The sequence below is a fragment of the Shewanella sp. MBTL60-112-B2 genome, from assembly GCF_019655055.1.
Taxonomy (GTDB): Bacteria; Pseudomonadota; Gammaproteobacteria; order Enterobacterales; family Shewanellaceae; genus Shewanella.
This window is the reverse complement of sequence record NZ_BPFA01000019.1, coordinates 18,102-43,764: the sequence shown is the minus strand read 5'-3', so window position 1 is coordinate 43,764 and position 25,663 is coordinate 18,102. Positions and strand designations below refer to the sequence as shown.

Genomic DNA, 25,663 nt, shown 5'->3' with positions numbered 1-25,663 from the left:
TTTCTCGCTTTATCTTTTCCGGCCTTTCCTAGCTTTTACCGTCTTTGCTCTTCCTAGGACCTAGGACCTAGGACCTGCTTTTCCTAAAACCTTCTGTTACTTTTGTTTTTGAGCCCACTCTAAAAACAGTGCAATTGGGAAAGGCGACATCATCACCATGCCGAGGCCGGATAAACTAGCAATCAGTACCATGCCTTCTAGCTGCTGCGATAGATTAGATAGAAAATAGATGCCTACACCAGATAACAGCATGCTTAAACCTAGCCAATGCAATATTTTTAAGGGTTTAATTACACTTTTTTGCACTATATGCCGCCTTCTTTGTGTTGATTTTAGTATAAACTACTCACAGTATATCGATATTAACTACTATGGATCCCGAACATGATAAAACAATCCTTATTCCTAGCAAGTTTGCTATTAGGTTTAACTGCTTGTCAGTCGACTCCTCAGACTCAATTAGAGGATTTAGCCATTGAGGGCACATGGCATATTGAGTCAGCTAATGGCCAGCCTGTCATCGATTACAGCCCTGCAGAATTAATCTTTGCTGCCGACGGTAAGCTTACAGGTAACAATAGCTGCAATAACTTTTTCGGTAGCTACGTTCTTGACGGTGAATCACTGCAATTACAACCTGCAGGCAACACGATGAAAGCCTGTGTTGATGCACTGATGGCGCAAGAGCAGCGAGTTATGCAAGTTATGCCTGAAGTGGCTCAAGCTGAGATGGCAAAGGGTAAACTCGTGCTAAAAGATGCTGATGACAATACCGTTATGGTGTTAAGCAAAAAGTAAGCATATAGGTCATAACGACATAAATGTTCCAGACATAACGTCGACTTACCGTGTTAAGAGAACCTTCCATGGTAAATCGACATAAAAAAACCGCCTATTGGCGGTTTTTTATTACTCATATTTTAATGACAATCTAGCTCTTGAACATCTGCTCTAGACGAAAGTTAACAGTTAAGAGCTAACAGTTAAGAGTTTAGCTTTTCAGCCATCTCAGCACTTTCTTCAGCGTTAGCATTGTAATGCTCAACGTCAATCTCGCCTTCTGATTTTGCAATTACAGTCGTCGCAACTAAGTCACCAGACACGTTTACTACGGTGCGCGCCATATCCAAGATACGATCGATACCTGCAATCAATGCTACGCCTTCTAGTGGCAAGCCAACTGTGGTTAATACCAGTGTAAGCATCACAAGACCTGCACCTGGTACACCCGCGGTACCAATAGAAGCCAATGTCGCAGTTAGAATAATGGTGATGTAGTCGACCCAAGTCAGATCAATACCAAAAGCTTGTGCTACAAACAGTGCAGTCACACCTTGATAAAGCGCGGTACCGTCCATGTTGATCGTAGTACCTAGAGGCAACACGAAGCTGGAAATCTTCTTGTTAACACCTAAATATTCACTGGCACACTTCATACTTGCAGGCAGTGTACCTGCCGAGCTTGATGTGGTGTAAGCAACCGCAATCGCGTTGCTGATCCCTTTAAAGAACTGAATCGGATTCAGCTTAGCAAATACCACTAATACAAAGCTGTAGAAACCGACTACATGCAGGAAGCAGCCAATATATACCGCAACAATAACCTTAATAAGCGGCATCAACATATCGACGCCATACTCGCCAGCAACCCATGCCATTAAGCCAAATACACCATAAGGCGCAAGCTTCATCACCAAATCGGTTAGCTTATACATGGCTTCGGCTAGGCTTTCGAATACTTTAATCGCTGGCTTGCCGTGCTCGCCAATCAATACCAATGCAATACCCAGCGCAACTGCAAACACGATCACCTGCAAAATTTGACCACTGGCAAGTGCTGCAATAGGGTTCGTCGGCACGATATCAATCAGTGTTTGCATAATTGAAGGCGCTTGTTTAATCACCTCTGTTGACTCGTGAGCGACCATATCTAGCCCAACACCTGGCTGCATGATATGACCAACCGCTAAACCTAAGGTGATAGCGATTGATGTGGTACCTAGGTAGAAAGCGAACGACTTGAAACCAATGCGTCCCATTTTGGCGGTATCTTGCATAGATGTCACGCCGACAATAAGGGAACAAAACACTAATGGCACAATCAACATCTTGATAGTGTTAACAAATAGAGTACCAATTGGCTTCAAGTAGGTCGCCTGCTCGCCCAAGCTAACCCCGGTTAAAATACCTAACAGCATACCAATCATGATCTGTAGCCAAAGTGGCACAGACATCCAGCTTGACCACACTTTTTTTAGAAGTGAAGGTTGTTGATTCGACATATTTAGACCTTGAACAGTGGGAGGAAGAACAGCCAGAAAATGACTAGCTCAAAAAATAACGCGGCAGTTTAGCATATGCTGCAATAGTGAGAGATGATCTACATCACGCTGTCTCAGGCCGTAGATAAAATGCAAAAAGAACTATAAGGTCATTGAGAGATCGATAATTTTACGCGTCAAATTTTGAGTTTTTATTATTTTTAGAGAAGTGCATTGGATGAAGTGCAGCAGGAGGCTGATCCCGCTCCATAAGGTAGCTCCAATAGGCATCATCAAAGCCTGAAAAAAGCGGCTTGCCTTCGGCGCGTAAAGTCAGCCACCACCAAACAATCCCCCAAAGCCCCAATGTCAGTAGCGTTAGCACAAAGTGCCACCCATGCTTAACCGGCTGCGCTTGTAGTCTGCGCTGAGATTGACTTGTCGAAGCTATTAAATTGGTTGATTGTATTTTTTTCATCACGACTCCACTCGCACTAGGGCCATAAAAAAAGTTTAGCAGAGTTAGACTTTAGTCGAATAAAAAAGCAAAAATAAAATAGCTATACAGCAGCCTATCAACTGGCTTCGTGCTAAAGTGCTCCCAAAAAAGGACCATTAAATATGTTGATACGTAAAGGCCAGGCCACAGATCTACAAGCGCTAATTAATTTTAACCAAGCGATGGCCCAGGAAACTGAAGGCTTAAGCCTAGACAGCCAAGTGCTTGAGAAAGGGGTGAATACCTTACTGACCTCACCAGAAAAAGGCTTCTACTTAGTCGCTGAAGTTAATGGTGAAATCGCAGGCTCCTTAATGGTGACATTTGAATGGAGCGACTGGCGCGCTAAAGATTACTACTGGATCCAGAGTGTCTATATTCGCCCGGAGAATCGCCGCCAAGGCATTTATGGCAAACTTTACCAAGCGGTAAAAGATATCGCGGCCGATAACGGTGGCGCTGCCAGCTTTAGACTCTATGTTGAAAAAGAAAACACTAAGGCGCAGCAAACTTATAGTGCCTTAGGCATGGAACAAAGCTACTACTTGATGTACGAGCAAAAATAGTTGCTATCAGTCGCTCCTCGACTTGAGCAAATGACAGACATTAAAAAGGCCATCATTTGATGGCCTTTTTGCTACGAGCTTGTATCTAACAATAAAAAGTTAACCGCAAACGCTAGTTACTTTAATCGCCAAACCGCCCTGGCTGGTTTCGCGGTACTTAACGTGCATGTCTTTGCCCGTCTCGTACATAGTTGCGATAACTTTATCTAAGCTCACTTTTGGTGCGCAGTTACGGCGCATAGCCATACGCGATGAGTTAATCGCTTTAACAGCGGCAATCGCGTTACGCTCAATACATGGAACCTGTACTTGGCCAGCAACAGGATCACAAGTTAGACCTAAGTTATGTTCCATGCCAATTTCAGCCGCCATACAGACTTGCTCAGGGTTTGCGCCCATGATCTCAGCAAGGCCTGCCGCCGCCATAGAACAAGCTACGCCGACTTCACCCTGACAACCTACTTCAGCGCCAGAGATAGAAGCGTTACGCTTGTATAGCGAACCTACTGCTGCAGCAGCTAGGAAGAAGCGAGTGTACTCTTGCTTACCAACTGGCTTGATGAACTTGTCGTAGTAAGCCAATACCGCAGGGATAATTCCCGCTGCACCGTTAGTTGGCGAGGTAACCACACGGCCACCAGCAGCGTTTTCTTCACTAACAGCCATCGCAAATACGTTGATCCAATCAACGATTTCCATTGGGTCGCTAGAGAGACGCTCACCAGTTAACAATTGACGATAAAGTGCTGGAGCACGACGAGCCACTTTTAGCGGGCCAGCTAGTACACCTTCAGTTTGACAGCCTTTTTCGATTGCTTGATGCATCGTAGACCAAACTGCACCGAAGCCATCGTAAATCGCTTCTTCACTGTTGAAACACAATTCGTTCTTAAACATTACACTGCTGATGCTTAAGCCCGTGTCTTTACAGGTCGCTAATAGCTCGTCTGCATAGTTGAACGGATATGGCACTTCAACAGGGTTTTCAACTGCTTTACCAAATTGTGATTCTTCAACAATAAAGCCACCGCCAACTGAATAGTAAGTCTTGCTTAGTACAAGCTCATCACCATTGTATGCGTGCAACATCATGCCATTTTCATGTAATGGTAATGCGTGGCTGTGGAAAATTACTGCGTCGTGACCAAAGTCGACTAGCTGCTTTTCGCTGCCCATTGGCAGTTTCTTAGTTTGCTCAACGTCAGCAATAAAACCTGGGATCGCGTCAATATCAACGTCATGTGGTGAATTACCACCTAGGCCAACAATGATTGCGATATCAGTGTGGTGACCTTTACCGGTTAACGATAAAGAACCAAAAATTTCTACACTCAAACGTGTCACTTGTTCAAACTGACCCGTTTGACGAACATCATCGATAAACTCTTTGGCGGCCTTCATCGGCCCGACAGTATGAGAGCTCGATGGGCCCACACCTATCTTAAAAATATCAAATGCGCTAAACATAAAAAACCTCGTAAAAAAGAGGAAAGGCCTGAAAAAAATCCAGGCCTTATCAAACAAATTGAACGGATAAAAAACTAGGCGCTTTAAGATGCTTGTATGCAATCTTTAGGCGCCCAGCTGTCATCTATTTAAGACATTAGTCCAAATAGAATCGCAGTCATTGCAAGCAAACCTGCAATCACAACGAAGATGTTGCTTAAACGACCACGGTAAGCAGCTAAAGCTGGCACCTTGTGAATCGCATACATTGGCATTAGGTAAAGGATAGCTGCAATGATTGGGCCGCCTAATGCTTCAATCATACCTAGGATGCTTGGGTTAATAACTGCCACGCCCCAGATAGTGAAGAACATGAAACCTAAGATGAACTTGTTCAACTTAGAATCAGAAACTTCTTTGCCACTTGAACGTAATTGCTTAGTGATTAAGCCTTTCATACCTTCAGTAGCACCCATGTAGTGACCGAAGAAAGAAGAGATAATCGCAACAAAAGCAATGAATGGACCAAAGTAGCTTACAAATCCACTCTCATGTACGTTTGCCAAGTAAGAAAGAATCGGCAAGTTCATCGCTTTAGCTTCTGCAAGCTGTGCTGGCGATAGTGCTAGTACACATGAGATTACAAACATCATCACGAAACCTACCAACATCAAAGTGGTGTTACGTAGGATAACGTCTGCTTTACGCGCCGCATTTACACCGTGCTCACGCTTAAGCGATACAGAGAACTGTGAAATCGCTGGCGAGTGGTTGAATGCAAAAATCAATACTGGAATGGTCAACCAAACTGTACCTAGGAATTCACCTGCTGATGGTACAACTTGTAGTGCGTCCATTTTCCAATCTGGGATCAAGTAGAAAGACATGAATGCTAGGATAGCAACTAATGGGTATACCAATAGCTGAGTCACTTTAAGCATCATTTTCTCGCCTGCTACCATTACAGACATCATAGCGATGATTAGACCACCAGATAGTAACCAGCGTGGTACGCCAGACACTTTATCCATAATCTGCACGCCAGCTTCAGTAAGCATTGGAGCGCCATCAGCCGCTAAACGTGGAATTTCCACAAAGATGTTTAGCTGGTTAACGATAAAGCTTTCAACCGTGTTAGTAATACCTACACCGTAGATCAAAACGATTGGGTAGATAGCAAAGAAATAAAGCAAAGTAATTGCCTTACCTGCGCCAACACCAAAGTGCTCTTCCACTACGTGAGTAATGTCGCTGCCAGGCTTGCTTGATGAACAAACAAAGCGTGATAGACCACGGTGAGCCAGGTAAGTCATTGGACCGATGATGGCAACCATCATCATTAACGGCCAAAAACCACCCATACCTGCGTTGATTGGTAGGAATAAAATTCCGGCACCAACCGCTGTACCAAACAAACTTAACATCCAAGTCGTATCTTGACGTGTCCAAGGCATTGACTTAGTCGTTGCCGTATCATTTTGTACCTCTTCTTGGGTACAGATCGCGTCTTTTTGCATTCTTGTTACCTTAAAGGTGCTTAAAGGCACCGTTTAATTTTGTTCTCAGGAGTAATTTCGAGGTTAAGAGTATCCTAATGCTTGCGCCAAATATTGATCTTGGTTCACATTCTGTAATTGATTTTCAAATCCTAATCAAATTGAGATCTAGATCTCTTAAATCATGTAATAAGTTTTCATTTGTTCTCCATCATTGCAACCCAACTGAACCTTAAATTAACATTAAGGTTACGTAAATCATGAATTACTCATGTACAACCTCGAATAATGAAAAGTTGACATCGGGCATAGATCGCAAAAAAACAAATTTACCGACACCAACCGTCAATTCAGCCTCTGTTTTTGAATCGGGTCACAGCATTGGGAGCTAGAATTTACCCTTGTATTAGTTAATCTAATGGATATTTTTGTTAATTTTTTTTGACCACGAGTTAACCCGGGTTAAATCCTTGCAACGTGAGCCTTATTAGCCCCTATGCTTGATGGTGAAAATACAGATAAAATACAATAAACTAGTACAACAAAAGTGTTAGCTATTCGAGAAAAGATAACCAAAATGAAAGAAATAATAAGCATCATAGTAGGCTCAAAAAATCCCGTAAAAGTAGGCGCCGCCCAAAGCGCACTTGCCACTCTGTTTCCCGGCAGTCAAATCGACTGTAAAGGCGTTGATGCGCCATCGCTGGTTGCCGAACAGCCTATGAGCGAAGCAGAAACCAAACAGGGTGCAATCAATCGCGTCAAATATTGCCAGGATGCATATCAAGCCGATTATTATATTGCGATGGAAGGCGGCGTAGACTTGTTTGATTATGGTCCGGCAACTTTTGCTTATATTGCTATCGCCCATAAGGAACAGCTCAGCCTTGGTCGCGGAGCACAACTGCCCTTACCAATGTCGGTTTATCAAGCGTTAACTCAAGACCAAGAGCTAGGTCATGTTATGGATAGCATGTTCAATACCGTCAATATCAAACAAAAAGGTGGAGCAATAGCCCTACTCACCGAAGGTCATGCCACTCGCCAAAGTAACTATACTCAAGCAATCATTCTCGCCATGGCGCCTATGTTACACCCACAGTTATACATTAATTAGTAGTAGCTTTATTATTTTCAACTTAAGAAGCTTGATTTTAAAAAACAGTCCTCGTAAGTTAGGTGTAACTCGCAACTAAAAAAGGCCTGTTCGATGAATCAAGCTCAGTCTACTAGCTCCTGCGCCGCTTTTCAGCTGCGTCGCCTTTCTAGGCAACTTATTCGCCAACTCGGTTTATTAGACGCCGCCTGTGGCAGTCAGCCTCTTTCTCCAGTTCAAGCCCACACTTTAATTGAGCTAGGTGAGACTTGTTACTCCATTAAGCAACTCGCTGAAATTCTTAATATCGACAAATCCAACGCCAGCCGTGCAGTGAGTCAACTTGTTGACAAGGGCTTTGCCAAGTCGCAATCAAATCCTCGAGACAACCGCAGTTTACTGGTACAAATTACACCTAAGGGAAAGAAGCAGCTCATTAAGCTTAATGAGCAACAAAACCAACTTTTTACTGAGATTATGGCTCAGCTTCCCCAGCAGCATGTCACCGAATTAGAAACCTCTTTGGCGCGATACAACAAAGCCGTGATGCAAGCTAAGTCGCAACAGGGCTATTGCATCAGACCCATTGAGGCCAGAGATAATCCACAGATAGCTGATGTTATCCGTCAGGTTTCGGCTGAGTATGGGCTTACCGCGGACAAAGGTTACGGTGTTGCGGACAAAACTCTCGACTCTCTAGCTGAGGTTTATCAAGCCAATAATGCCCACTACTGGGTGATTGAGTTTGACGGAGCGATCCTTGGCGGCGCAGGCATAGCACCACTAGAGGGACAACAAGGGGTTTGTGAATTACAAAAGATGTACTTCCTGCCTCAAGTCCGTGGCAAAGGCTTTGCTAAACGCTTAGCTCTGCTCGGGCTAGACTTTGCGAGTGAGCAGGGATATGACTCCTGTTACTTAGAAACAACGGCAAACTTAATCGAAGCGATTAAACTCTATGAGTCTCTAGGTTTTATACATCTCGATGCTCCCTTAGGTGAAACCGGTCACGATGCCTGTGAAATCGCTATGCTACTGCAATTACCTACAAGTGAGCCTATTTGTATGCCTCAACATTCAATCCAATCATAAGTTTATGGTTTTTATCACTAAAGCTTGCTAGCCTCAGATTAAGCGCATTTACGTATAAGTGAGTTTTTATGGAATATAGACGTCTTTCGCATTCAAGTTTAAACGTTAGCCAAATTTGTTTAGGTACAATGACTTGGGGCGCTCAAAACACCCAAGCACAAGCATTCGAACAGCTCGATTATGCTATCGGTAAAGGCATTAACTTTATCGATACGGCTGAGATGTACCCTGTGCCACCAGAGGCTGAAACTCAAGGTGAAACAGAAATAATTCTAGGTAACTACCTTAAGCAAAGAGGTAATCGCGATAATCTCATTATCGCCACTAAAGTCGCTGCACCCGGCGGAAAGAGTGATTATATCCGCCAGAATATGGCGTTAGATTGGCGTAATATCCATGCCGCTGTCGACGCCTCACTAGAACGCTTACAGCTTGATACTATCGATCTATATCAAGTCCATTGGCCCGATAGAAACACCAACTTCTTTGGTGAGCTTAGCTACCAGCAGCAAGATGAACATGAGAAGCAAACGCCGATAATCGATACTTTAGAAGCGCTAGCCTCTTTGGTTAAAGCAGGCAAAATCCGCTATATCGGTATTTCTAATGAAACACCTTGGGGTTTTATGGAGTATCTGCGTTTAGCCGAGAAACATGATTTACCTAAAGTTGTCTCGGTACAGAACCCCTATAACTTGCTCAATCGTAGCTATGAAGTTGGGATGGCGGAGATAAGCCACCGCGAAGAAGTGCCATTACTGGCTTATTCGCCATTGGCCTTTGGCGCGCTGTCGGGTAAATATCTTAATGACCAATGGCCTGAAGGCGCGAGAATGACGCTGTTTAAGCGCTTCGCTCGTTATACTGGCACCCAAATGGCACTAGACGCCACTAAAGCTTATGTCGAGTTAGCCCGCGAATTTAATATGAGCCCGGCGCAGATGGCATTAGCCTTTGTAAACTCTAGAAAGTTTGTTGCCTCGAATATCATTGGCGCCACTAATCTTGAGCAATTAAAGCAGAATATCGACAGTGTAAACTGCAGTATTTCACCTGAGCTAATGCGACGCTTAGATGAGTTAGCACTACTCTATCGTCTGCCTTGCCCATAAAAACAGGCTATTTTAGTCGTCTAACCTTGCTTTAGGCGCTTAGATCTTACAAGATCTGAGCGCCTTTTTATTTTATCGATAACCTCGGATCAATTAATGGATCTCTCAACGCTGCGGTCACAATTCCCAACTCTTGCTCAGTCTAATGACGGCTACCCTTTGTGTTATCTAGACACGGCGGCCACCAGCCAGAAACCTCAGCAAGTGATCGATGCCATGAATCACTATTATCAGCATGATAATGCCAATGTGCATCGCGCGGCTCATCAGCTATCGGCTCGTGCCACCAGCCAGTATGAAGCGGTACGTGACAAGCTACGCCAGTTCATTAATGCCAATCGACGTGAAGAGATCATCTTTACCCATGGCACGACCGAATCAATCAACACAGTAGCTAACGGCTTAACGGCTCAAATACAGCAAGGTAGCCTAATTCTTATCGATAGTGCCGCTCATCACGCTAATATTGTACCTTGGCAAGAGCTTGCTAAGCGCACTGGCGCCATGATTAAGCCTATTCCACTCACAGCTGATTGCCGCCTCGATATCGCAGCTTTCGATGCTTTGCTCACTGAAAAGCCAGCCATCGTTGCTCTAAGCCATGTATCGAACGCTCTTGGCACGGTTAACCCTGTTATCGAGCTTGTGAGCAAAGCCAAACAGGCTGGCGCTATCACCTTAGTCGATGGTGCTCAGGCTATTGCCCATATGACTGTCGATGTACAAAGTATCGGTTGTGACTTCTATGTATTCTCAGGGCATAAGATGTACGGCCCAACCGGTGTAGGTGTGCTCTATGGCCGCTTTGAGGCGCTTGATAAGTTGAGCCCACTTATGACTGGCGGTGAGATGATTAAAAGCGTCAGCTTCGAGCAAACAGAGTTTAATATTCTGCCCAACCGCTTAGAAGCAGGCACACCACCGATAGCTGAAGTGATTGGCTTAGGTGCGGCGATTGACTTCATCGAGGCGCTGCCAAGCGAGCAACTCCATGCTAAAGAGCAAGAGTTGCTTAACTACCTGCAACACGCGCTACAAAACATGGGCGATGTAGTGCTTTACGGTGCTCACAGGGACAACCTTGGCGCTGTAGCCTTTAATCTTAGCGACGAGCATCATCAAGATGTAGGCATTTTACTCGACCAACAAGGTATAGCCGTTCGCTGTGGCCACCACTGCGCCATGCCACTAATGCAAAGCTTAGGCTTAAAAGGCTGCTGCCGCGCATCGATTGGGGTTTATACTAATAAAGCTGATATCGACCGCTTTATTGAGGCGATGGAGTCAGTGAAAGAGTTGTTGTTGTAAAAGAAGGTTCGAGGTCCTAGGAAAAAGCAGGTTCTAGGTAAAGCTAAGACGGTACGATCAAAGACGGATAAAGCCGGAAGAGTAGAATCAAACAGTAAAGATGGTGCTTGCAACTTTTGTTGTTCCTAGTAGGGCGTAGATCGTCCTCGCAGCGAAGCGTTCTAGGTTCTAGGTTCTAGGTTCTGGGTCCTATAAAAGCTAAGTACGTTTTTAGTATATTATTAATTCAATTTAGGTCGAGTATGAGTCAGCAAGTTAAGCCCACTACAGCAGAGTTTTTAGCATTACATCTTGAAAATGATGCCCAAACAATACTTTCATTATTTGAACAAGCGGGTAACTGGCAAGAACGCTACCGTCAAATTATGCTACTGGGTAAGAGTCTGCCGAAGATCGATGAGAGCTTACGGGTTGATAGCGCTCAGGTGCGAGGTTGCGAGAGTAACGCATGGCTGTATCACAGTGAAATTGATGGTAAGCACTACTTCATCGCAGATAGCGACGCTCGCATCGTCAAGGGGTTAGTCGCTCTGTTATTAATTGCCTGTAATGGTAAGAGCAGCAGTGAAATCGGCGCATTTAGTCCTGACGACTATTTTACTCAGCTTGGACTACAAGGCCAGCTCAGCCCTTCACGCACCAATGGCTTATTGGCACTCGCAAAAGCGATAAAGCTAGCCGCTGAGTAATACTCCTGCTAATTAATGGCTTTGAGGGTTAACCACACATCTAATTAGCCGTTACTAAGTGTTGCTATTGGCCTAAACCTATTGCCTTAAACTAATGGGCCTAAACAATAAAGGCGCATTCCGTAACTGATTGCTCGTTACTGAATGCGCCTTTACTTCTTTATACTGTTCGGTATTAAACATTAGCTGAAAGCTTATTAGCTATTAACGCCGCCTAATATCACTGCCGGTAAAATAGCCTATAAAGACAGATTAGCGATGGTCTTTTGAATGCCCACCACATCGGTACCACGCTTTAGCTCTTTCACTAAAGGATCTTTTTGGCCAGAGATCCAAATTTTTAACTCGGCGTCCATATCGAACGTGCCGGCGGTTTCCACTTCAAAATGGGTTATCGACTTATAAGGCACCGAATGATAACTGACCTTTTTACCAGTCACGCCTTGTTTATCAATTAAGATAAGACGTTTGTTGGTGAACACGAACATGTCGCGGATCACTTTGTAGGCCAAGGTTAACGACTCGTCGTCAGCCATAATTGGGCTTAGCTCTTGAGTTAACTCTTCGAGGTTAACCTCTGATGCGTTGCCCATCAGCGAATCTAATAATCCCATGTCTATTTTCCTTAATAGTGTGAGTAAACTTGATCCGCCGACGTGCGATGGATCTAATCAGGGCTGCGAACTTGTCTGTTCTCACCCACTACCATCATTTCACATTTCGGGCAGTCGAACACTAGCTTAAGCACATCTTTTCCAATTTCTAATATCATAGGATCAGCCTTGATCCCCGGCACTTCTTTAGGGCAAAGATTAAAGTTAAAGCGTAAACAGTGCTTAGTGACCATCAATGGTACATCTTCATTAATACCATTCTTCTCATAGGTATCTTGAATTTCAATCACCCCATGGCGCAGATAAAACGACTTTGCTTGCTCGTTTGCCACGTTACCAAGGTAGCTCAGATGCTTAACTGGATAAACCGCATCCTGGTTATATTTCCATGCCTTAGGGCGTTGATAACCTTCGACTCTGGCAAGCTCTAATGCCGCAACCGTATCACGGCGCAGGCCGTTTAACAGTGATGTTGGGATAAACCAAGTCTCGGCGGTTTCAATTAAAATATTGTGAGCTTTAAAGTCGGTACTACCTAACTTGGCAAGCTGTTTACGCAGGCCTTGCTGTGCTTTTTCAATATCCGTGGCAGCAGTTTTCTCAAGCACTAATGACTGCGTAGCTGTGTGACCATAAACGTCAGTCATGGTTAGTGATACGCCATCATCTGTATCGGCTAACACTAAATCGACGCCGATAATGCGCTTAGCAGACTCTTTCGCCAGTACTGTCTCAAAGGCTTGGTTGTGGTTACGATAAATCGTCATGCCCACTTTCAGCTCTTTTGGCATACGCAGCACAAATAGCTTTAAGCCTTCGGCGCGGTTAACACGCAAGCCCTTTAGCTTGTCATCAGACTGTTTAGCTTCGGCGTAATCACTAGGGAAGAAACACAAGCCGTCACCGTTATTGAAGGTCTCATTCGAGGTCACTTCAATATAGTCTTTACCAATATGCTTAACGGTTGCGACTTCTTCACCAATATACTTTGGCGAACGGAAGTCATTCATACCTTGGCTACGCTCGTGGACAAAGTAATCTGTCTTGCCGCGGTTAAAGGTCTTTTCAGGATCTGGCGTAAAGGTGTGTTCACAGCGACCATGGGATGAAGCAACGAACTCACTGCGACGCGCAATGATCTTATCGAGCTCTTGACGGTAATGAGCGGTGACGTTTTTAACATAGCTTAAATCTTTTAGACGACCTTCGATTTTAAACGAACGTACGCCTGCATCGATCAAGGCTTCTAAGTTATCTGTCTGGTTATTATCTTTAAGCGATAATAAGTGCTCGTTTTGCGCGAGTACTTCGCCCTGACGAGTCTTAAGATCTGCAGGTAAACGACATAACTGCGAGCATTCACCGCGGTTTGCACTGCGGTTACTAAATGAGTGGCTCAAATTACACAGACCACTGAATGCGACACACAATGCGCCGTGAATAAAGAACTCAATCTGCATATTAGTGTTAGCAGCAACGTCACGAATTTGGCTTAAACCAAGTTCACGAGCCAGAACCACCTGCGAGAAGCCAACCTGCTCCAAGAAGGCCACTTTCTCTGGGCTACGGTTATCCATTTGCGTACTGGCATGCAGTGCGATAGGAGGCAAATCTAGCTGCAATATGCCCATATCTTGCACGATTAGCGCATCGGCGCCCGCCTCGTACACTTCCCAGATGAGCTTTTGCGCCGCTTGCAGTTCGTCGTCCATCAAAATGGTATTGATAGCAACAAACACTTGCGCGTGATATTGATGAGCAAAGGTACATAGACGTGCGATATCTTCGACGCTGTTACCCGCTGTGGCACGGGCACCAAAAGCTGGGCCACCGATATACACAGCATCGGCACCGTGGCGGATCGCTTCAATACCGAAGTCTGCATTTTTAGCCGGAGCTAATAGCTCTAAACGGTTATTCTGTAGCTCTACAGGAGAGTGCGACTCGTCTTTAGGCGTCTCGTCGGGCTTAGCGCTAGGTGTATAGATGCCAACATTGCTCATAAAAAATCACTCAAAAAGGGTTAACACAGATATTTTGGGCGAAGATTATAGCAAAAATGACCCGCTTTGGCGTTAGCTAATATAAAATCAATTTTTGAGCAGCCACAAAACAGAGTGATTAATAGTGAACCGCTAACCAGATGGTCTCAGTCTGTTCACTCGTCCACGCCACCCTATGTTTAACGTGGGCGGGAATATTAAGATGATCGCCCACATTAAGTTCAATCACTTCACCATCAATAAACTCAAGCTTGGCGGCGCCCTGCATCACCATAACCCACTCGCTGCGCGCTTGATCGTACCACTCACCCACAGGGGTAATATGCGCCTTAGAGATGATACGTTCAATTAACAGCTCGCCTTGCTCTACAATCGGCTCAAACGCTTCTTCAATTAAATCGCTTGGGAGAGTAGAAAATAGGTTTTGCTTTTGCATAGCCAAGCTCCTTTTATGTTGCGTTTACGACAACACTCTTACTCACACGAACCCCTAAACGTTTAGCAAGACGATTCAAGTTAGCTCGATCCATCTGCAGCTGTTTAGCCGTTGCCGACCAATTACCGTTTTGCAGAGTAAGAGTTTGCAATATCAGCTTACGTTGAAAATCGTCGGTTTGCTGCTTTAGGTTGCGCTCGCTGGGCATAAGAGGTGCTTGCTCTTGTGCTACGCTCGCAGCATCAGTATCAAGGGGCTCACTGACCTTAGCAGCCGGTAGCATTAGCGCAAGATGGTTAATACCAATACGTACTATAGCCGATGCACTGTCGTTACGTGCCCGTAGAGCTGCGCGGCTAATAACATGTTCAAGCTCACGCACATTACCAGGCCAGTCATATTGATTGAGCATATCAATCGCACAAGCTTCGAGTGTGAGTTGACTAATGCCGAGTTTACGTCGCGTAAGCTCAATGAAATAGCCCGTTAATAAGCTAATATCACCTTCGCGATATCTTAACGCAGGGACCGCAACGGGGTAGACACTTAACCTGTGATACAGATCGGCTCTAAAACGCCCGGCTTCAACTTCAATTTTTAGCTGCCTATTGGTTGCCGCTAAAATTCTTACGTCCACATACTCCACATCATCTTTACCAACGACTTGGATCTCTTGGTTTTGCAGTACTCGTAACAATTTACTCTGCACCGCTAGTGGTAGCTCACCAATCTCATCAAGAAAAATAGTGCCGCCGCTGGCTAAGTTAAACTTACCTACTCGATTACGTTCGGCTCCCGTAAACGCCCCCTTTACGTGACCAAATAGTTCACTTTCAATCAAGCTTTCTGGCAGCGCTGCGCAGTTAACATAAACAAGTGGCCCGTCACGTCGGCTCGATTGCCGATGTAAGGTTCTAGCCACTAGCTCCTTACCCACGCCAGTTTCCCCCTCTATTAAGATAGAGAAGTTGGAAGCCGCAACCATATTAATCTCACGCTTGAGCTTTAGCATGATCTCGCTGTCACCGATAAGCTCGCCGCCATCTTTAACCAGTGCTTCATGGGTTAGTTCGGCCACAACTTGCTGATTATGCTTGGAGTGCTGCTCTAGTTGCTGCAGTAAAATGGCTGTTTTTAATGTTGCTGCTGACATCGCGGCGATAATGTCTAAGGTGCGCTTAGGGATATCGTCAAATACATTAGGGCTGATGCTATCGAGTGTTAACAAACCAATCAGCTTGTTATCAGCCAATAGAGGTAGACCCATGCAAGCATGTACAGGTAGATCACCGGCATGGGCTAGAACGAGCCCGTCATAAGGGTCGTTAAGAGGGCAATCACTAGCAAAACGCAAAGGAATAGATGAAGCGCAAAGTTGCTCAAACCTTGGATGCGCTGCAATTTCAAAGCGTCGACCTAAGGTTTCTTTCGTCAGACCTTGCAGGGCTAACGGCTTTAAAAAGTCTCCTTGAACATGCAGCAATACCACAGCATCACATGTAATAGTGTGCCTTACCGTACTAAGCAGGCGCTCAAATCTGTCTTTTGTCGCTAAACTATTGGTTAAATCCAGTGCTAACTCAATCAAAGATGAAGAAGATATCTCACTCACAAACAATATCAGCCGAATAAAGAATCAATGCGAGCAACCATATCACGACAAACACACAGAGACAAAGTCACACTAACGAGTCATAAGGACTACAGATCATCAAGGTCAATTTGACTACAAAAATATCATTTTATCGCTAAAGCGCTTGAATACTCTGAGGTATAAAAGTTGGCACATAAATCGCTTTATTGAATATGTATCTAAGTATCGGTCGCTATGAATATTGTTACTTAGAGATAGACAACAAACGGCGACATCATCCAGTTAGTGTTACGAGTCTAACTTCGTCTGGCCCAAGCTTCTCAGGTCTAATTTCATTTAATCTAAGCTCATCAGGTCTAGGCTCATCTCAATTTTTATTAAGGGTAGTAAAATGTTATCTGAAAAACATATCAGCATTGTAAAAAGTACCATTCCATTATTAGAATCTGCAGGTACCGCTATAACTGAACACTTTTATAAGCGCATGTTTGCTCACAACCCTGAACTGAAAGATATCTTCAACATGAGTCATCAGCGCACTGGTGGCCAACCCGCTGCACTATTTAATGCTGTCGCAGCTTATGCAAAAAATATCGATAACTTAGGCGCGCTAAGTGGTGCTGTAGAGCGCATTGCCCATAAGCACACCAGCTTTAATATTCAACCTGAGCATTACCCTATTGTTGGCCATCACCTTTTAGAGACGCTACGCGAATTAGCCCCCGATGCCTTCACTCCTGATGTTGAAGAGGCTTGGGGCGCAGCTTACGCCGTGTTGGCTGGTATTTTTATCGACCGAGAAGCCACGCTTTATCACCGCAGTGCCAATCAAGTGGGTGGCTGGCAAGGCGCGAGAGCCTTCACTGTGATTGAAAAAAATAAAGAGTCTGAGTTAGTCACTAGCTTTGTATTAGCCCCACAAGACGGCAAAGCGGTTATCGATTTTGAGGCAGGACAGTATTTAGGTTTGAGCGTGGCGCCAAGCAATCATCAATACCAAGAGATGCGCCAGTATTCGCTATCAGATAAACCTAATGGCAAGCAGTATCGCATTTCAGTAAAAAGAGAAGCGACTGCGATCCCTGGGGTTGTGTCTAACTACTTACATGACCATGTTCAGATAGGTGACAACATCGATGTTTATCCACCTGCGGGGGATTTCCATTATGAGGAACGCGAAGCACCTGTGGTACTCATCTCTGCAGGCGTAGGCGTAACGCCTATGCAGTCAATGCTTGAAATGTTGGCCTCTAAGTCATTCGCTAAGCCCGTGTTCTATCTACACGCTTGTGAAAGTGTTGAGCAACATTCATTTAATCAGCGCGTGGAAGCACTTAGTCAACGCCTTAACTTGCAACATCACACTTGGTATCGCGATATTGCTAAAGCCAATGAAGCCGTTAATAGCGCCAATGTGCATCAAGGTTTTATGAATCTTGCAGCATTAAAAGACTCACTGCCGCTTGATTATGGCGATTACTACCTATGCGGCCCAGTTGCCTTTATGCAGTTTGCTAAACAGCAACTGTTGGAGCTTGGCGTTAGCGGTGATCGTATTCATTATGAAGTGTTTGGCCCTCATTCTGATCTGTAACGGATAAATACCCATTCTAAAAAAACGGACGCCTATTAGCGTCCGTTTTTATATATCACTAGTTGAAAGCATTTTTAAATAAATTGCTTAGATAAAGTCACAGATCTCAGCCAGCGGCTTTTTCTGCAATGCATGCTCAGGCACTGTGGCGTCATCACTTGGGTATCCCGCAATGATCAACATATACGGCCGTTCATTGGCATTGTCTCGGCCGCACACCTTGCTTAAAAATGACATAGGTTTTGGCGTATGGGTTAAGGTACCCAGGCCGGCATTATGCAGCGCCTGAATAAGAAAGCCTGTGGCAATGCCTACTGACTCATGCACGTAATAATTGCTCTTTTGCTCACCCTCTTCCTCTGTGCGTTTTTTACTAAAGATGGCAATCAACCAAGGTGCATGCTCAAGGTAAGGTTTGTCGGCGTTAGTACCTAGTGGCTTAAGCGCATCGAGCCATTCTTCTCCGGCACGCCCCGCATAGAAGGCTTGCTCTAACGCCTCGGCCTCGTGGCGAATTTGCGCCTTGATCTCTGGGCTATTAATGGCAACAAAGTGCCAAGGTTGATGGTTGGCGCCGTTTGGCGCAGTACCTGCGGCGAGAATGCACTTTTCAATGATCTCTTGCGGTACGGCTCTATCAGAGAACTTGCGTATAGAGTGCCGACGCTGCACCTGCTTATAGTTTTGCTCAGCGCGTTCGAGCATCTCTGCTTGGGGGTATTCGATAAAGTCATTAAGAGGATGATGTGCTTCAGTCATGTTTTACCTTCAACTTATTTATTATTATCAATCGTTAAGTGCGGGTGTAATCGTGTGAACTACTGAGCTAATTCTTAGGAGCTTTGTTCTACTGAGCTAATTCTTAGGAGCTTTGTTCTACTGAACCTATTTCTAGCTCTACTGAGCTTCTACTACCGTCTTTAACTGCTGCAAACCTTGGCTTAAGTCATTAGTAATCATGCCCTCAAAATCGATAAACAGGAACATTAAATTCATCGGGTAATCTAAATGGCCGCCAAAACCCCAAATCACTCGGGTCTGATTAGCCGAAATTGCCTCTGTCTCCATATAAGCAAAATCGGTAGATTCAAATGGTTTATAAAATCTAAGTTCATAATCGATGCGCTTACCTTCATCTATGCGCACAATCTCTTGCTCGCCTACGCCAACCTCTTCTTTGTCACTCGACCAGCCGGCTGTAAACCCTGTCATGCCATCAATACCACGGTAGGTTTTTTGCATATAGGGATCCATCTGTGCCCACACACTATAGTGATCTTGATTCTTAAGATATTTAACGTAATCAAATACCTCTGCGACAGGTTTATCTATGGTGATTTGAGTGGCCACTGAGTAATTCTTATCGACAAATAGAGCGGCGATGAAAGGCAATGCAATAATCACTAGGAGCAACAGCAGGAATTTCTTAAACATAATCATTTACTCTTATTAGTCGGTGGATTTAGCCCAATCACATCTTAGAACTGTACCGCCGACGTGCAAGGTCAATTAAGAATAAGCGTAATATCGACATAATGACAAATAGAGCCAATAGAAAGCCCCTAGCAAACTCATGAACCAAGACGCAGACACAAAAAAGGGACAAGCTATGCTTATCCCTACTTATCTAGATTGCCGTTGCTAGCGGAAAATTACAGCCCCAATCTCGCCATCAGCTTCTGATTCTCAGCTTCTATGTGCTTGTAAAAATCTTTGTCAGACAATTTTGAAGCCGCCGCCTCATCAATTACCAATACCGCATCTTGATGCAGTTGCAGCGCCGATGCAGGGCAAGCTGCTGTTAATGCGCCTTCAACGGTTGCTTTAATCGCATCGGCCTTATTCTCACCGGTGGCCAATAGCACGACTTTTTTAGCATCTAAGATGGTGCCAATGCCCATGGTGATCGACAGGTGTGGCTGATACTCACCCTCTTTGAAAAAGCGCGCATTATCGTCAATGGTTGCTTTAGTCAGCGTCTTCACTCGAGTGCGTGACATCAAGCCTGATGATGGCTCATTAAAACCAATATGGCCGTTACGACCAATACCGAGTAATTGAATATCGATACCACCAGCCGCTTTGATCTGCTGCTCATAGCCTTGGCAGGCTTCAATTGGATTTGCTGCATCACCTGGTGGCACAAATGTTTGCGACTTATCGATGTCGATATGGTCAAAAAGCTGCTCATTCATAAAGTAGCGATAGCTTTGTGGATGCGTGCCTTCCAAGCCTAAATATTCATCTAGATTAAAAGTTTTTACGCCTGCAAAAGAAATCTGTTTTGCCTTATTAGCCGCTATCAAACCTTGGTATAGCGATACCGGTGTCGAGCCTGTTGCTAAGCCTAATACCGAATCAGCCTTTTTCTGCAGCTGCTTAATAAAAATATTTGCGCCATATTCAGCAACTGACGCACTGTCTTTTAATATTACGATTTGCATAAACTTGATCCAATATATGTTCTTAGTCGTTAGCCAAGCTGACTCATCACTAACTATGTAACATTACTATAACCTTACGCAAGAAGAATGACAACGCTGTCATTCGCTATTATTTAGCCACAGAGAGTGATAGTGAGCCGGTTAAGCTAACAGGCTCGATTAGCGGTATAATGCCTGCTCCATTATCTCGAGTCTCTACTATGTCTGTCGTCGATAACCTTACCGAGCATGCGCATCAACACTTTTTGATCTACAAACCTTTCGGGTTCTTAAGTCAATTTGTGCCGGAAACACGTAAGAGCAAACCATTACTCGGTGAACTTTATCCGTTCCCCGATAAAACCATGGCTATTGGCAGACTCGACCATGATTCAGAGGGGCTGTTACTACTAACGACTGATGGCATGCAGAGCCACCTTATACGCAGTAAAACTATTGAGAAAGAATACTATGTGCAGGTTGATGGTGAAGTCAGCCCAATGCAATTAGCGCAATTACAGCAAGGTGTTGAAATTGGCGTTAATGGCGCTAAATATCAAACCTTACCTTGTAAAGTTGAACTGCTCATACCGGAACCTAAACTGCCCGCCCGAGGCAAGAAGATCCGCGATCCTCGCCACGGTCCCACAAGCTGGCTTTCCGTCACTATCAGTGAGGGCAAAAATCGGCAGGTGAGAAAGATGACCGCCGCTGTAGGCCTGCCGACATTAAGATTAGTAAGAGTCAGAATTGGGGCTATTCAACTCAAGCAGATGCAACCTGGTGAGGTGATCCCAGTATCGGCATTCTCCATAGATACAGCGCAGAACGGTGAGCCGTAAACAGGGGCAATCTAGGCTTAATCTGTAGTAGTGGCATGTAAAAATGTCGTAAGCTCTTCGACTCGCTTTGGCTTACTATAGAAGTAGCCTTGTGCATGATCGCACTCACTGTCTATTAAGAAGTCCACTTGCGCCTGAGTCTCTACCCCTTCGGCAACCACTTTCAGGTTTAAGGCGTGTCCCATTGCGATAATCGCTTTAGCAATCGCGGTGTTGTGGGTATCAAAGGGGAGACCGGCGACAAAGGATTGGTCGATCTTAAGTTTGTGGATAGGCAGCTTCTTAAGGTAACTCAATGATGAATAACCGGTACCGAAGTCATCTATCGATACTTCAATGCCCATATCACCAAGCTTAGCTAAGTCTTGGCTGACCAACTCAGGCTCTGACATCATGCAGCTTTCTGTCACTTCGATCTCTAAACTGCTCGCAGGCAAACCTGTTTCTTTAAGAGTCTCAGCAACTTCGTCGACAAAGCTACTGCGTTGAATTTGCTGACCTGCAATATTCACCGCTATTCGACCAAAACTCACACCTTGCTGATGCCAGCGCTGCCCCTGCTCACAGGCGCGCTTTAACACCCAACGGCCAATATCTTGAATTAGGCCGATTTTTTCGGCCAATGGAATAAACACAGCAGGTGAAATACTACCTAGAACAGGATCACTCCAACGCAGTAAAGCTTCAAAACCTACTATTTTTCCTGTAATGAGGCTAATTTTAGGCTGGTACACTAAATGAAAAGCATCAAGCTCAAATGCGTCATGCAGCGCACTTTGAAGCTTAAGTTTTGCCACCGACTCTTGGGTTAAAGATTCGGTGTAGTAAGCATAATTGTTGCGGCCATCATGTTTCGCTCTATGCATAGCGACTTCAGCGTTAACCATTAAACTACTTGAGTCTTGACCATCATCGGGGTAGATCGCCACCCCCATACTCGCAGTCAAGCGCGCCTGACCATGCTCACCTAAAGTAAACGGCTGATCAAACATTTTTCTAAGCTTATTGACGCTGAGTAACAGCATGTCTCGACTATCGATATTCGATAAAATCACGGCAAACTCATCACTACCAAGCCTTGCCGCTGTGGTGAGATTATCTAACCCTGACTTAAATCTCTGACTAAGTTCAAGCAGCACCTCATCACCCATTGGGTGACCATAGCTTTCGTTTATCTGCTTAAACAGATCCACATCGATATAGACTAAGCCCAAACGATTTTGAGTATGACAAGCCTGTTTCAGCTCCTGCTCAAGTCTGGCGCTCAGCGCCATGCGATTAGGTAATTTAGTTAACGGATCATGGAGTGCGACTTCAGCCAGTTTAGCTTCACTCTGTTTCTGCGCCGAAATATCATTAAACACCGCAACAAAAAAGCGGATCTGATGCTCATCATCGTAGACAGCACTGATATTGAGCATCTGTGGAAAGATGGCACCACTCTTACGACGATTCCAGATCTCACCGTGCCACTTGCCTTTACTCAGTAAGTCACCCCACATCTTGGTAAAAAAGGCTTTCTCATGGCGCCCCGAATTCAACAGTCTAGGGTTTTGCCCTATGAGTTCCTCTTTGGCATAGCCAGTGATCTCACTAAAGGCACCGTGAGCATCGATAATCGCACCGTCTACATCGGTAATGATCACTCCTTCAACTGAGTTTTCAAACACACGAGAAGCAAGTTCAAGCTGATCTTTCGCCGCTTTGTGAGAAGAGATATTACGTGAAATACCAATAACACCGGCTAACTCACCGTCATCATTTATCACTGGCACCTTAGTGGTTTCCAACCAGGAATCAACATCGCCAATATCTAAGCCTTCGCATTCACCAATAGAAACCTCAACTCCTTTGCGGATAGATTCCATATCACTGGCAATAAAATGCTTAGCTAAGCGAGGTTCAAACAACTCATCGTCTGTAAGATTTAAAATCTGTTCACGTGGACGATCCCAGGCAAGCTCTACACTTTGATTAACTAAAATATAGCGCCCTAATGCATCTTTCATCCACACATGTTCTTTCATGCAATCGATAAAAGCTTGCAAGCTCACAAGCGTTGCCTGCTCATCTAAGTTATGCGGCTGACGAGACTCTAATTTAGATTGACGAAGCATCAGAGCTAAGTCTTGCTCAATACTGCCGGCGCACACTCTAAGGAATTTGCGAAGATCGGCACGATTGTCCGCCTGGCTAGATGTTAGGGGAAGGGCTAGATGCTGGCTGATTTCACTTTGATTTTTACCTTTGGCTTGCTCAGTGGTGTTATTGACACAGATGTAGCCAAAAAGCGCCCCACTAGGCCAATTAATCGGTAGTAAGCACTTAAGCGAACTATCAATAGCTTGTACCGTCTCATCATCCACAAGCGCGTCTTTCTTGGTCGCTAATTCGGAATATTGATAGAGCTGCTCACGGCTTACTTGCAGTTTATTAAGCTGTTCGACCGTGATATTGGCGTGACTAATAGCAACAAACTTGTCGTCTTGATCTACCTGTAATAACGCGGCCCCGCACTGGGCTATTCGTGCCAGCATATCAATAGATTGCTGCCATTCACCCAGTTGTGCTTGCGTTATTTCGATATTAATCAACTCAATGTCCTATTAGTCTTTCAAATATGGGGCAAACACATCGCATTGATTAGCGACGTATCTGTTATTCATTTACTCTGTTAGCCACTGCACTAAAAGATGCCAAGAGATACTAACGGTTTACTTGTCAGTGGCTTAGATAAGCAACTTAACATTTACAAAAAAAAAATCCTGTCGGTGACCTCTCATCTAGCACATTAGATCTATACCTAGGGGCAAGATTTAAATCGCTCTAGCACAATTACAGCAAGAACAATAATAGGTATAAAGCGACCATTTGGCTGTCTTACCTAAGAAATAGTACAAGCGTATGTAATATTAAGCCGGGTTAAGCTAGCGCTAGCGATTTTTGCCTATCATTTTTTATATCAACAGCAAACACTGTAAATTACCCCCATAAAAAAACCAGCCCTAAAGCTGGTTTTTATATTTGCTTACAGTAAGTCGCTTAAACGAACGAGCTTTGCTGCTATATCCCGATTATGAGTTCGCTTGTGGGCGCATCGCAGGGAATAGGATCACGTCACGGATAGTGTGCGTGTTAGTGAATAGCATCACTAGACGGTCGATACCGATACCTTGACCAGCAGTTGGCGGTAAGCCGTGCTCTAGTGCCGTAATGTAGTCTGCATCGTAGAACATTGCTTCGTCATCACCAGCGTCTTTCGCATCAACCTGAGCCTTGAAACGGCTGTCTTGATCTTCTGCATCGTTAAGCTCAGAGAAACCGTTAGCCACTTCACGGCCGCCGATGAAGAACTCGAAACGGTCGGTGATGAAATGGTTGTCGTCGTTACGACGTGCTAGTGGAGAGATATCCGCTGGGTAACCTGTGATGAACGTAGGTTGCATCAATTGAGTTTCAGCAGTTTCACCGAAGATCTCTTCAAGTAGTTGACCACAAGTCCAGAACTTCTCAACTGTCATGCCTAGGCTCTTAGCCAAGTCACGCATAAATTCAACGTCTTTAACTTCTTCGTAAGTCATAGACTGGATTGTAGCGTTGTCTGGGTTGTACTTCTTGATCGCATCCAACATGCTTAAACGTGCATATGGGCCACCAAAGTCAACTGTGTGCTCACCGTATGGAAGCTGTGGAGAACCACATAGCTCAGTTGCGATAGAGCTTAGCATCTCTTCAGTTAGATCCATTAGATCGTTGAAGTCAGCGTACGCCATATAGAATTCCATCATAGTGAATTCAGGATTATGACGAGGAGACAGACCTTCGTTACGGAAGTTACGGTTGATTTCGAATACACGCTCAAAACCACCAACAACTAAACGCTTAAGGTATAGCTCAGGTGCAATACGTAAGTACATAGCGATATCAAGCGCATTGTGGTGCGTCTCGAATGGACGAGCAGAAGCGCCACCTGGGATGCTGTGCATCATAGGGGTTTCAACTTCCATGAACTCTTTCTTCACCATGAAGTTACGAATTGCCGAAACAACTTTAGAACGCATGATGAACGCTGCACGAGAATCTTCGTTAACGATCAAGTCAACGTAACGCTGACGGTAACGCGTTTCTTGGTCAGTTAGACCGTGGAACTTTTCAGGTAGTGGACGCAGTGCCTTAGTTAGCAACTGGTACTGCTCCATGTTCACGTATAGGTCGCCTTTACCAGAAAGGTGTAGTTGACCAGTCACACCGATGATGTCACCGATATCTAGACCTTGGAATTTTTCTTTAAGATCTTTTTGAACGTCTTTGCCCGCGTATGCCTGGATACGACCGCTCACATCTTGGATAACCAAGAATGGACCACGCTTAGCCATTACACGGCCAGCGATTGAACGCTCAATGCCCATGCCTTCAAGCTCTTCTTTGGTGTTCTCACCAAATTCAGCTTGAATGTCTGCCGCTTTGTGTTTTCGATCGAAGTTGTTCGGGTGACCGTTTGCTGGGCAGTTCGTACGGATGTGCTCTAATTTAGCACGACGTTCTGCAATTAACTTGTTCTCGTCTTGGGTTTGTTCAGTCATCTTCTTCTC

At 44.7% G+C, this 25,663-nt stretch carries 23 protein-coding genes; 9 read left to right on the top strand and 14 right to left on the bottom strand.

Translation table 11 applies throughout. The features are described 5' to 3' along the window. Positions 1-96 precede the first annotated feature (96 nt). Positions 97-306 carry a hypothetical protein gene (locus K5Q73_RS12930; protein ID WP_220759146.1) on the bottom strand — a complete coding sequence of 70 codons (210 nt, stop codon included), beginning with the start codon at positions 304-306 and terminating at the stop codon, positions 97-99. A 78-nt stretch (positions 307-384) separates the two neighbouring features. Here K5Q73_RS12930 and K5Q73_RS12925 point away from each other — a divergent pair, with 78 nt between their 5' ends. Next, entirely contained in the window at positions 385-798 is a 414-nt protein-coding gene (locus K5Q73_RS12925) for an META domain-containing protein (RefSeq protein ID WP_220759145.1), read from the top strand. A gap of 185 nt (positions 799-983) precedes the next feature. Here K5Q73_RS12925 and K5Q73_RS12920 read toward each other — a convergent pair whose 3' ends face one another. Then, positions 984-2,282 carry a dicarboxylate/amino acid:cation symporter gene (locus K5Q73_RS12920; protein ID WP_220759144.1) on the bottom strand — a complete coding sequence of 433 codons (1,299 nt, stop codon included), beginning with the start codon at positions 2,280-2,282 and terminating at the stop codon, positions 984-986. Between the two features lie 169 nt (positions 2,283-2,451). Then, positions 2,452-2,739 (bottom strand): hypothetical protein, encoded by a 288-nt coding sequence (locus K5Q73_RS12915; RefSeq protein ID WP_220759143.1) that lies wholly within the window; start codon positions 2,737-2,739, stop codon positions 2,452-2,454. Positions 2,740-2,882: 143 nt separating this feature from the next. Here K5Q73_RS12915 and K5Q73_RS12910 point away from each other — a divergent pair, with 143 nt between their 5' ends. After that, on the top strand, positions 2,883-3,326 hold the full coding sequence (locus K5Q73_RS12910) for a GNAT family N-acetyltransferase (protein ID WP_220759142.1): 444 nt from the start codon (positions 2,883-2,885) through the stop codon (positions 3,324-3,326). A 99-nt stretch (positions 3,327-3,425) separates the two neighbouring features. Here the strand turns inward: K5Q73_RS12910 and K5Q73_RS12905 are convergent, their stop codons facing one another. Both K5Q73_RS12905 and K5Q73_RS12900 read right to left on the bottom strand, forming a co-directional pair. Next, a complete protein-coding gene (locus tag K5Q73_RS12905; RefSeq protein ID WP_220759141.1) occupies positions 3,426-4,793 on the bottom strand; it encodes an L-serine ammonia-lyase in 1,368 nt (455 codons plus the stop codon). A 128-nt stretch (positions 4,794-4,921) separates the two neighbouring features. After that, entirely contained in the window at positions 4,922-6,289 is a 1,368-nt protein-coding gene (locus tag K5Q73_RS12900) for an aromatic amino acid transport family protein (RefSeq protein WP_220759140.1), read from the bottom strand. A 556-nt stretch (positions 6,290-6,845) separates the two neighbouring features. Here K5Q73_RS12900 and yjjX point away from each other — a divergent pair. The 5 genes from yjjX (at position 6,846) to K5Q73_RS12875 (ending at position 11,565) form a co-directional block, all read left to right on the top strand. Continuing rightward, positions 6,846-7,385 carry an inosine/xanthosine triphosphatase gene (gene yjjX, locus K5Q73_RS12895; protein ID WP_220759139.1) on the top strand — a complete coding sequence of 180 codons (540 nt, stop codon included), beginning with the start codon at positions 6,846-6,848 and terminating at the stop codon, positions 7,383-7,385. 93 nt (positions 7,386-7,478) lie between these two features. Beyond that, on the top strand, positions 7,479-8,456 hold the full coding sequence (locus K5Q73_RS12890) for a bifunctional helix-turn-helix transcriptional regulator/GNAT family N-acetyltransferase (RefSeq protein WP_220759138.1): 978 nt from the start codon (positions 7,479-7,481) through the stop codon (positions 8,454-8,456). A 68-nt stretch (positions 8,457-8,524) separates the two neighbouring features. Continuing rightward, positions 8,525-9,568: an NADP(H)-dependent aldo-keto reductase gene (locus K5Q73_RS12885; protein WP_220759137.1), complete on the top strand. Its 1,044-nt coding sequence runs from the start codon at positions 8,525-8,527 to the stop codon at positions 9,566-9,568. Positions 9,569-9,664: 96 nt separating this feature from the next. Beyond that, positions 9,665-10,876: a cysteine desulfurase gene (locus K5Q73_RS12880; RefSeq protein WP_220759136.1), complete on the top strand. Its 1,212-nt coding sequence runs from the start codon at positions 9,665-9,667 to the stop codon at positions 10,874-10,876. Between the two features lie 242 nt (positions 10,877-11,118). Further along, positions 11,119-11,565 (top strand): SufE family protein, encoded by a 447-nt coding sequence (locus K5Q73_RS12875; protein WP_220759135.1) that lies wholly within the window; start codon positions 11,119-11,121, stop codon positions 11,563-11,565. A 239-nt stretch (positions 11,566-11,804) separates the two neighbouring features. Here the strand turns inward: K5Q73_RS12875 and K5Q73_RS12870 are convergent, their stop codons facing one another. From K5Q73_RS12870 to norR, 4 genes are all read right to left on the bottom strand, one after another. After that, positions 11,805-12,179, bottom strand: coding sequence for a PH domain-containing protein (locus tag K5Q73_RS12870; protein ID WP_220759134.1), 375 nt, complete (start codon positions 12,177-12,179; stop codon positions 11,805-11,807). A 53-nt stretch (positions 12,180-12,232) separates the two neighbouring features. Further along, a complete protein-coding gene (locus K5Q73_RS12865; RefSeq protein ID WP_220759133.1) occupies positions 12,233-14,182 on the bottom strand; it encodes a U32 family peptidase in 1,950 nt (649 codons plus the stop codon). Positions 14,183-14,300: 118 nt separating this feature from the next. Beyond that, positions 14,301-14,618 (bottom strand): cupin domain-containing protein, encoded by a 318-nt coding sequence (locus K5Q73_RS12860; protein ID WP_220759132.1) that lies wholly within the window; start codon positions 14,616-14,618, stop codon positions 14,301-14,303. Between the two features lie 13 nt (positions 14,619-14,631). Continuing rightward, positions 14,632-16,230 (bottom strand): nitric oxide reductase transcriptional regulator NorR, encoded by a 1,599-nt coding sequence (gene norR, locus K5Q73_RS12855; protein ID WP_220759131.1) that lies wholly within the window; start codon positions 16,228-16,230, stop codon positions 14,632-14,634. Positions 16,231-16,603: 373 nt separating this feature from the next. Here norR and hmpA point away from each other — a divergent pair, with 373 nt between their 5' ends. Beyond that, positions 16,604-17,806, top strand: coding sequence for an NO-inducible flavohemoprotein (hmpA, locus tag K5Q73_RS12850; protein ID WP_220759130.1), 1,203 nt, complete (start codon positions 16,604-16,606; stop codon positions 17,804-17,806). 87 nt (positions 17,807-17,893) lie between these two features. Here the strand turns inward: hmpA and K5Q73_RS12845 are convergent, their stop codons facing one another. The 3 genes from K5Q73_RS12845 to nagB form a co-directional block, all read right to left on the bottom strand. Beyond that, positions 17,894-18,565 carry a nitroreductase family protein gene (locus tag K5Q73_RS12845; protein ID WP_220759129.1) on the bottom strand — a complete coding sequence of 224 codons (672 nt, stop codon included), beginning with the start codon at positions 18,563-18,565 and terminating at the stop codon, positions 17,894-17,896. A gap of 138 nt (positions 18,566-18,703) precedes the next feature. Beyond that, the gene (locus tag K5Q73_RS12840) at positions 18,704-19,240 is read right to left on the bottom strand and encodes an SRPBCC family protein (RefSeq protein ID WP_308443275.1); all 537 of its coding nucleotides are present in this window, start codon (positions 19,238-19,240) and stop codon (positions 18,704-18,706) included. Positions 19,241-19,458: 218 nt separating this feature from the next. Next, positions 19,459-20,250 carry a glucosamine-6-phosphate deaminase gene (gene nagB, locus K5Q73_RS12835; protein ID WP_220759127.1) on the bottom strand — a complete coding sequence of 264 codons (792 nt, stop codon included), beginning with the start codon at positions 20,248-20,250 and terminating at the stop codon, positions 19,459-19,461. Positions 20,251-20,450: 200 nt separating this feature from the next. Here nagB and K5Q73_RS12830 point away from each other — a divergent pair, with 200 nt between their 5' ends. Further along, positions 20,451-21,071, top strand: a complete 621-nt coding sequence (locus tag K5Q73_RS12830; protein ID WP_220759196.1) for a pseudouridine synthase — start codon at positions 20,451-20,453, stop codon at positions 21,069-21,071. Between the two features lie 17 nt (positions 21,072-21,088). On the opposite strand, the gene K5Q73_RS12825 is transcribed toward K5Q73_RS12830, so the two are convergent. After that, positions 21,089-23,665 carry a bifunctional diguanylate cyclase/phosphodiesterase gene (locus K5Q73_RS12825; protein ID WP_308443274.1) on the bottom strand — a complete coding sequence of 859 codons (2,577 nt, stop codon included), beginning with the start codon at positions 23,663-23,665 and terminating at the stop codon, positions 21,089-21,091. Between the two features lie 480 nt (positions 23,666-24,145). After that, entirely contained in the window at positions 24,146-25,654 is a 1,509-nt protein-coding gene (gene lysS, locus K5Q73_RS12820) for a lysine--tRNA ligase (protein ID WP_220759126.1), read from the bottom strand. Positions 25,655-25,663: the final 9 nt, after the last annotated feature.